7 protein-coding genes are annotated in these 6,000 nt (G+C 30.2%); 5 read left to right on the top strand and 2 right to left on the bottom strand.

Features of this window, described 5'->3' with window-relative positions; genetic code table 11:
• Nucleotides 1–435 precede the first annotated feature (435 nt).
• The 5 genes from ACTG3V_RS09655 (at nucleotide 436) to ftsY (ending at nucleotide 3,775) form a co-directional block, all read left to right on the top strand.
• Nucleotides 436–1,680, top strand: a complete 1,245-nt coding sequence (locus tag ACTG3V_RS09655) for a competence/damage-inducible protein A (RefSeq protein ID WP_439131960.1) — start codon at nucleotides 436–438, stop codon at nucleotides 1,678–1,680.
• 84 nt (nucleotides 1,681–1,764) lie between these two features.
• Nucleotides 1,765–2,004 carry a 50S ribosomal protein L28 gene (rpmB, locus tag ACTG3V_RS09660; protein ID WP_439131961.1) on the top strand — a complete coding sequence of 80 codons (240 nt, stop codon included), beginning with the start codon at nucleotides 1,765–1,767 and terminating at the stop codon, nucleotides 2,002–2,004.
• An 83-nt stretch (nucleotides 2,005–2,087) separates the two neighbouring features.
• Nucleotides 2,088–2,270 carry a 50S ribosomal protein L33 gene (gene rpmG, locus ACTG3V_RS09665; protein ID WP_439131962.1) on the top strand — a complete coding sequence of 61 codons (183 nt, stop codon included), beginning with the start codon at nucleotides 2,088–2,090 and terminating at the stop codon, nucleotides 2,268–2,270.
• Between the two features lie 52 nt (nucleotides 2,271–2,322).
• The gene (locus ACTG3V_RS09670) at nucleotides 2,323–2,475 is read left to right on the top strand and encodes a DUF4295 domain-containing protein (RefSeq protein WP_439131963.1); all 153 of its coding nucleotides are present in this window, start codon (nucleotides 2,323–2,325) and stop codon (nucleotides 2,473–2,475) included.
• Between the two features lie 328 nt (nucleotides 2,476–2,803).
• The gene (ftsY, locus tag ACTG3V_RS09675) at nucleotides 2,804–3,775 is read left to right on the top strand and encodes a signal recognition particle-docking protein FtsY (protein ID WP_439131964.1); all 972 of its coding nucleotides are present in this window, start codon (nucleotides 2,804–2,806) and stop codon (nucleotides 3,773–3,775) included.
• 75 nt (nucleotides 3,776–3,850) lie between these two features.
• On the opposite strand, the gene ACTG3V_RS09680 is transcribed toward ftsY, so the two are convergent.
• On the bottom strand, nucleotides 3,851–5,581 hold the full coding sequence (locus ACTG3V_RS09680; RefSeq protein ID WP_439131965.1) for a glycosyl hydrolase family 18 protein: 1,731 nt from the start codon (nucleotides 5,579–5,581) through the stop codon (nucleotides 3,851–3,853).
• Nucleotides 5,582–5,829: 248 nt separating this feature from the next.
• On the bottom strand, nucleotides 5,830–6,000 hold a 171-nt coding region (locus ACTG3V_RS09685), incomplete at its 5' end, for a T9SS type B sorting domain-containing protein (RefSeq protein ID WP_439131966.1).

Here is a 6,000-nt window from a genome sequence, read left to right on the forward strand (position 1 = left end):
GCTTAGTATAAGAAGAATAGTATATTGTTTTTTTAATTTATAGATAATTAGCGCAATGTTCAATTTTATCATACAAATTATAACTTCTGTTTTTATAGGCTGGAGTTTTGTGTTTTTAGCCAAGAAATACCAAAAAAATCAAGCCTTCTATTTTTGTATTGGTTTTTTTGTTTGTTTAATTTTTAGAATTGTATATCTCTTGATTTATGGTGTGTTTACTAATTTTAAAGTGCATCAAAATTTAGACAATCATCGAAACTTGTCAATAGTGTTGAGTATTATCGTTTCATTTATTGTCTTTATATTGATAAAGAAAAGATTGCAAAAAAATAATGCAGCTATTCCAAAAATAAATGACATCGGAAAAGAATAAAAAATAACGGTTGAGCAATGTATAAATTTCTTAGGATATTAAAATTTTTAGATTAAAAAAAAATGAAAGCCGAAATCATAACGATAGGAGATGAAATTTTAATAGGGCAAATTGTAGATACCAATTCACAGTTTATTGGGCAACAATTAAATAAAATAGGTGTTTCTGTATATCAGATTACCTCTATTCAAGACGATCAACAACACATTTTAAATGCATTGCAAGAGGCACAGCAAAGAGTTGATATCGTTATTATAACTGGTGGTTTAGGGCCTACAAAAGATGATATCACCAAAAAAACAATTGCAAAATTTTTTAATGATGATAAAGTTATAGAATACCCAGAGGTAATTACACATATTAAAGGACTCTTTGAAAAAATAAATCACCCTTTTAGAGAAATTCAGCGTTATCAAGCGCAACTGCCATCCAAAGCAACCTTATTAATGAACGATTTCGGAACAGCGCCAGGTATGTGGTTTTATGAAAATGAAACTGTTTTTGTATCTCTACCAGGTGTTCCGTATGAAATGAAAGGATTAATTACCAACAAGGTTTTGCCTAAAATTCAGCAACAATTTAAACTGCCCTTTATCCTTCATAAAACTATAATGACTTATGGACAAGGAGAAAGTACTATTGCAGAAATTATTGAAGATTTTGAAGATAATTTGCCAAAGCATATCAAATTGGCCTATTTACCATCCTTTGGTAGAGTTCGCTTACGTTTATCCGCCAAAGGCGAAAATAAAAAGTTATTAGAAAAAGAACTCAATGAAAAAGTTGCAGAGGTTTATCAATTAATTCCTGATATCATAACAGGTTTAGATGATGATAGTTCTTTAGAAAAAAGAATAGGGGAGTTGTTGCAAAAAAATAATCAAACCATTTGTACTGCAGAAAGCCTTACAGGAGGTAAAATAGCATCGAATTTAGTTTCAGTGGCAGGTTCATCTGCTTATTACAAAGGTAGTTTTGTAACCTACTCAGCAGCAACCAAAATCGATTTATTAGGTGTTTTACCAAAAACCATAGAACAATATTCAGTGGTAAGTAAAGAAGTGGCTTTGCAAATGGCTAAAGGAGCTAAAGAAAAACTTAACACAAATTACGCTATTTCAGTTACAGGTAATGCTGGGCCCACAACCGATCATAATGATAAAAGTGTAGGTTTAGTTTATATAGCCATTGTTTCTGATAAAAATGAGTTTGTAGATAAATTCAATTTTGGGCAACCCCGAGAAAAAGTAATCAATAGAACCGTAAGTAAGGCCTTAGAATTGCTTCAAAAAGAAATATTAAAATAATTAGTAAATTTGTTTTGTTCATATTTAGAATTATTTGTAAATTTGCACCTCGTTTAGAGATAACACTATAAATACTGTAAGAAGATGTCTAGAGTTTGTGAATTAACAGGAAAAAAAGCAATGGTTGGAAACAACGTTTCTAAAGCTTTAAATAGAACCAAAAGAACATTCGACGCTAATTTAATGACAAAGCGTTTTTATATTCCGGAAGAAGATAAATGGATTACTTTAAAAGTATCTGCATCAGCTTTAAAGAATATCAATAAAAAAGGAATTTCTGCAGTTATTAAAGAAGCAAGAGCAAACGGATTTTTAACAAAATAATATAAGTCGCAGTTTACAGTTTCAGTTTTCAATTGTAAAACTTTCAAACTTTTAAACGTTAAAACTTTTAAACTCGAATAGAGATGGCAAAAAAAGGAAACAGAGTTCAAGTAATTTTAGAGTGCACAGAGCACAAAACTTCTGGTCAACCAGGAACTTCTAGATACATTACTACCAAGAACAAAAAGAACACTCCAGATAGAATGGAAATTAAAAAATTCAATCCTATCTTAAAGAAAATGACTGTTCACAAAGAAATTAAATAATACAACTATCTAGAACTCAGAATAGAGCACATAGATTTAAAACATTTATACAATGGCAAAGAAATCAGTAGCATCGTTACAAACAGGATCTAAGAGATTAAGTAAAGCAATTAAAATGGTGAAATCTCCAAAAACAGGAGCTTATACATTTGTAGAAGCAATTATGGATCCATCTCAAGTAAACGACTTTTTAGCAAAAAAGTAATCACTTACTATACAATATTTTAAAGCTACATTCTTTTAGATTGTAGCTTTTTTTTTACCTTTACTTTTCCTAATCATTAAATTTTTTAAAGGTTGGGCGTTACTTTATCTTGAAAGCATTCAAGATTAAAGTCGGGCTTTTCGCACTCGCTTTTTTTCTGGTTCCTGAATTAAATTCAGGAACCAGAAAAAAGAGCTCAAACAAATGCTACAATCCCTAACGCAACTTGTCTGCAAAAGGAGTTGATTAACAGCCAATTTGTCAATTATTTAAATTGGTACAGTTTTAGACAAGTAAAAAATAATAATCACCATTAACAACTCGAAAAATGAGTTTTTTTAAAAATATATTTTCGAAAGAAAAAAAAGAAACCTTAGACAAAGGGTTAGAGAAAACTAAAGAAAGTTTCTTTGGTAAATTATCGAAAGCAGTTGCTGGAAAGTCAAAAGTAGATGATGATGTTTTAGATAATTTAGAAGAGGTATTGGTAGCATCAGATGTAGGTGTAAACACAACCTTAAAAATTATCGACCGAATTGAAGAACGTGTTGCTAAAGACAAGTACGTTGGTACAGACGAACTCAATAGAATTCTTCGAGAAGAGATTGCTGGGCTTTTATCAGAAACTAATATTGGTAATGAAACCGAGTTTTCGATACCAGAAATTTCTGAGAAAGATGGCAAAAAAATGCCTTATGTTTTAATGGTTGTAGGTGTAAATGGTGTAGGGAAAACAACAACAATTGGTAAGTTAGCTAGTCAATTTAAAAAGCAAGGTTTAAAAGTAGTTTTAGGAGCAGCAGATACGTTTAGAGCAGCTGCTATTGATCAATTACAAGTTTGGGCAGACCGAACAGAGGTACCAATTATTCGTCAAGAAATGGGATCTGATCCTGCTTCAGTAGCTTACGATTCTTTAAAATCTGCAGTTTCTCAAGATGCTGATGTGGTTATTATAGACACTGCAGGTCGTTTGCATAATAAAGTTAATTTAATGAATGAGTTGACGAAGATTAAACGTGTTATGCAAAAAGTGGTAGATAATTCTCCTCACGATGTTTTATTAGTTTTAGATGGTTCTACAGGACAAAATGCATTTGAACAAGCCAAACAATTTACAAAAGCTACAGAAGTAACTTCTTTAGCAGTTACTAAATTAGATGGTACAGCAAAAGGTGGTGTTGTAATCGGTATTTCAGACCAGTTTCAAATTCCTGTAAAATACATTGGAGTAGGTGAAGGCATAGACGATTTACAAGTTTTTAATAAAGTAGAATTTGTAGATTCTTTTTTTAAGTAAAAAAAAGGACTAATTTTAGTATTAAAATTTTAAACCTTTTAGTGGTTCGCTGCTAATTGCATTGAATGATTATTTTTAATTTTTGATGACCTTTTTTGTAATAATATTGTTGTTTTCGGTAATCACTTTTAAAAAGTATAAGCCTCTTGTTAATATTTTTAAATCTAAATTTTTAGACTTAGAAACATTTACAACCTTACCTTGGGTATTGTAAACAATTATATTCTTAATTTTATTTGCAGACTTTATATTTAAAATTCCCTCTGTTGGATTCGGATAAATGCTTATTAAATTACCCAAATTTAAATTATCCTCAATAGATAAGGTTGTACTATTGCTTCCTAACCCAGTAGTTGTTACATTAAGGTCAGTATATTTTTCATGAATTGCTGTTAATAAAGAGTTTTCTGTAAATGAATCTTGACCCAACTCCCAAATCATAATGCCTCCTACCTTGTTATAGGCCAGTTCTACCTTGTTTTCAATAGTCGGTATTCCATTGTAAAAAGTGTTTCCAATTTGATCAACATTTGCATTGTTAGGATTTTGTTGAACCATTTCTCCGTAAGTTACAAAAGTATTTGCATCAAAATTATGACCGTAGAAAGGAACCCCTAAAATTAGTTTCTCTGGGCTAATTTTACCGGTAGTTTTCCAAAAATTGATATTTTCTTCCGAAAATGTAAACGAGCTATGTTGAGCAGGAGATGCACTCCAAAGACCTGCATTATCATAAGCCATTAAGTTAATAAAATCAAAAACTTCTAAAGCAGTTTGAGTTAAATGTGTGTAATAAACTTTCGGAAAAGCAACTGTAATAAGTTTATTGTGTGCGTCTAATGCTGTGTTTAATTCCAAAACAAAATCACTATATCCAGGAGTAACTAAATCAAATTCTAAATCAATATCAATACCATCGAAATTATGTGTGTTTACATAATTGACGATTTTTGAAATAAATGCAGGTCTGTTTGCAGGAATATCTATGAGATTAGACCAATAATTGGCTATTTGAGTATTTTCGATACCACCTCCAGCTAATGATAATAAAATTTTTATATTAGGGTTCTGTGCTCTAGCATCAGCAACAACTTGTGAGAAATCAGATATTTGTAAATTTCCAGAAGCATCAGGGTTTGCAAAACAAATCATTAAATGAGTTAATTTAGTATAATCAATTTCATTACTTAAACTAAATCTATAATCAGGTAAATATCCAATGACTTTTGCATTCTTTAAATTAAGATCAGGCTCTACTTCTAAAGATTCCCCTATAGAAATCCATTCGATACTAATTTTACCTGTATATCCACCAGTACCAGGGTTAATATAGAATGACAATTGTGTAAGTTGAGTTGGATCTAAGTTACAAGGTCCTGAAGTACATGGGCCTCCATAGCCCCCATCAATAAGTCTATCTGTATAATTTAATTCAAAAATTTGATATTCAGAAGAAGGAGTTGCAATAAGACCATGCAAAGAAGTTGAATATCCATTCTTATCTACAAAATCTATACGAACTGTGGGTGAATTCTCAGCTTTAATTTTTACATATATTTTTGGAGATGCAGATGCATTAATGGTGGTATTTGTTCCTGAGTTATGAAAATTATAAACAAGGTTTTGGTAACTACCAGAAGTTCCATTTCCTGTAATTTCTAAATTATTAGAGTTAATTACTGAAGACAAAGAACTCGTAGATGCAAGCTTATTGATGTTTTCATCAAATTCGTCACTATAAATAACTTGAGCATTACCTAGTAATGTCCCAATAAAAAAAAGAGTGATAAGTAATTTTAATTTCATAATGGATTTGGTAATTTATTTTTTCAAATATATTTAAAAATAAATTACCAAACAAAATGTTAAAAAAAAACGGTTTACTCAATTTGTTTCATAAAAAATATATTTTTCTTATTTATTGATTAAAAAAAATGTATTTTTTGAGATTATGATAATAATTTATTTAAAGAAAATATAAGCTTTTAAAGTTCATTTATTTCTTTTCTTTAAATTAGATAACGACAGAATCTTGGTGAAAACAACTATTCCTACTACCTCAACAACGAGAAATTTCCTTTTTTATTGATGACGGGTTTGTTGGAATTTTCAGTTGGAATTAAAGTAATATTAAACCAGTAATCATCTGCAGGAAGTAAGTTTCCTTGATAAATTCCGTTCCAACCTTGGCTATCAATAGGCACTTGCGCTACTAATTTTCCATA

The organism is Polaribacter sp. (genome assembly GCF_965660385.1).
Lineage (GTDB): Bacteria > Bacteroidota > Bacteroidia > Flavobacteriales > Flavobacteriaceae > Polaribacter.